The following is a 2,048-nucleotide window of genomic DNA, read 5'->3' as shown; positions in this document are numbered from 1 at the left end:
CCCGGCCGCGTCCGCACCCCGGCGAGCCCCCGTTCTCGTCCGGGCACCAGCCAGATGAGGAACCGGTGCGCGCACGGCGCCGCTGGTTCGGTCGCCGGAAAGGCGGTGAGCAGTGAGCGCACCGCCCACGAAGTCGCGGGCGAGCAGCGCACGGTCCTTCCCGGGAGCGGGAGGGCTGCGTGAGACGGGACGGTTGTTCGCGCTCGGGCTCGACGTGTGCCGGCAGCTGCCGAGCAGGCCGTTCCAATACCGCGAGTTCATCCAGCAGTGCTGGTTCATCGCCAGCGTCACCATCCTGCCGACCGCACTGGTGTCGATCCCGTTCGGCGCGGTGATCGCGCTCCAGCTCGGCTCGCTGACCAGGCAGATCGGCGCGCAGTCGTTCACCGGTGCGGCCAGCGTGCTGGCGATCATCCAGCAGGCCGCCCCGATCGTGACCGCGTTGCTGATCGCGGGCGCCGGCGGTTCGGCGATCTGCGCCGACCTGGGGTCGCGCAAGATCCGCGACGAGATCGACGCCATGGAGGTACTCGGCGTCTCCGTCGTGCAGCGCCTGGTGGTGCCGCGGGTGCTGGCGGCGATCCTGGTGGCGCTGCTGCTCAACGGCATGGTCAGCGTCGTCGGCGTGCTCGGCGGCTACTTCTTCAACGTGATCATGCAGGGCGGCACCCCGGGTGCCTACATGGCCAGCTTCAACGCGCTGGCGCAGCTGCCGGACGTGTGGATCAGCGAGCTCAAGGCGGTGATCTTCGGCTTCCTGGCCGGGGTGGTCGCCGCCTACCGCGGGCTGAACCCGCCGCCAGGGCCCAAGGGCGTTGGCGATGCGGTGAACCAGGCAGTGGTGATCACCTTCCTGCTGCTGTTCGCGGTGAACTTCGTCCTCACCACGGTCTACATGCAGCTCGTGCCGCCCAAGGGGATGTGAGCGGGTCATGACGACGATCTCGCAGCGCGCGAAGCGCGTGTTCCGGCGACCGCTGGAGACGCTGGACGACCTGGGCGACCAGATGTCGTTCTACCTGCGGACGCTGGCCTGGGTGCCGAAGGCGCTCACCCGCTACATCAAGGAAACCCTGCGGCTGCTGACCGAGGTCAGCTTCGGCAGCGGGGCGCTGGCGGTCATCGGCGGCACGGTCGGCGTGATGATCGGCATGACGCTGTTCACCGGCACCGTCGTCGGGCTGCAGGGCTACGCGGCGCTGAACCAGCTGGGCACCTCGGCGTTCGCCGGGTTCATCTCGGCGTACTTCAACACCCGCGAGATCGCGCCGCTGGTGGCCGGTCTGGCGCTGTCGGCCACGGTCGGTTCCGGGTTCACCGCGCAGCTCGGCGCGATGCGGATCTCCGACGAGATCGACGCGCTCGAGGTCATGGGCGTGCCGAGCCTGCCGTACCTGGTGACGACGCGGGTGGTGGCCGGGTTCGTCGCGGTGGTGCCGCTCTACGTGCTGGGCCTGCTGACCTCGTACATCTCCTCGCGGGCCGTGACGGTGATGCTCTACGGGCAGTCCGCGGGCACCTACGACCACTACTTCAACTTGTTCTTGCCACCTGAAGACGTGTTGTGGTCGGTCGGCAAGGTGCTGGTCTTCAGCGTCGTGGTGATCATGACGCACTGCTACTACGGCTACCGGGCCAGCGGCGGACCGGCGGGCGTCGGCATCGCGGTCGGCCGCGCGGTGCGCACCGCGATCGTGACGACCGCGCTGCTCGACTTCTTCCTCAGCCTCGCGATCTGGGGCACCACTACGACGGTTCGGATCACGGGATGAGTACTCGCACCGCTCTGTTCACGGCGCGACGGCGCCTATTGGGCTTAGCACTGCTGATGTGCATCGTGCTGTTCTTGGCCCTGACGGTGGCGACGTATCAGCGCGCGTTCACCTCCAGCACGGACGTGGTGTTGAAGGCGGCTTCGACCGGGAACCAGCTGCTGCCGGACTCGGACGTGAAGACCCACGGCATGATCGTCGGCCGGGTGTCCGAAGTGGAGCCGACGCGCAACGGCTCGGCGGTGCACCTGGAGTTGGAGCCGGACAAGGCGAAGT

At 68.4% G+C, this 2,048-nt stretch carries 2 protein-coding genes and 1 pseudogene; all 3 read left to right on the top strand.

From position 1 onward, the window contains the following. The first annotated feature begins 112 nt into the window (after positions 1-112). Positions 113-925 carry an ABC transporter permease gene (locus IJH84_RS09745; protein WP_295142982.1) on the top strand — a complete coding sequence of 271 codons (813 nt, stop codon included), beginning with the start codon at positions 113-115 and terminating at the stop codon, positions 923-925. A 7-nt stretch (positions 926-932) separates the two neighbouring features. Further along, on the top strand, positions 933-1,772 hold the full coding sequence (locus tag IJH84_RS09740) for an ABC transporter permease (protein ID WP_295142979.1): 840 nt from the start codon (positions 933-935) through the stop codon (positions 1,770-1,772). Positions 1,773-1,837: 65 nt separating this feature from the next. After that, positions 1,838-2,048: pseudogene (locus IJH84_RS09735) on the top strand (ABC transporter substrate-binding protein); the annotation flags it as partial.

It is taken from the genome of Saccharopolyspora sp. (assembly GCF_017434145.1).
In the GTDB taxonomy this organism is placed as follows: domain Bacteria; phylum Actinomycetota; class Actinomycetes; order Mycobacteriales; family Pseudonocardiaceae; genus Saccharopolyspora_C; species Saccharopolyspora_C galaxeae.
This window is presented reverse-complemented; position numbering and strand designations above follow the sequence as displayed.

Bases quoted from the DNA above. Each gene is read 5' to 3' on its own strand.
- IJH84_RS09740 (WP_295142979.1), top strand. From the start codon at position 933: ATGACGACGATCTCGCAGCGCGCGAAGCGCGTGTTCCGGCGACCGCTG.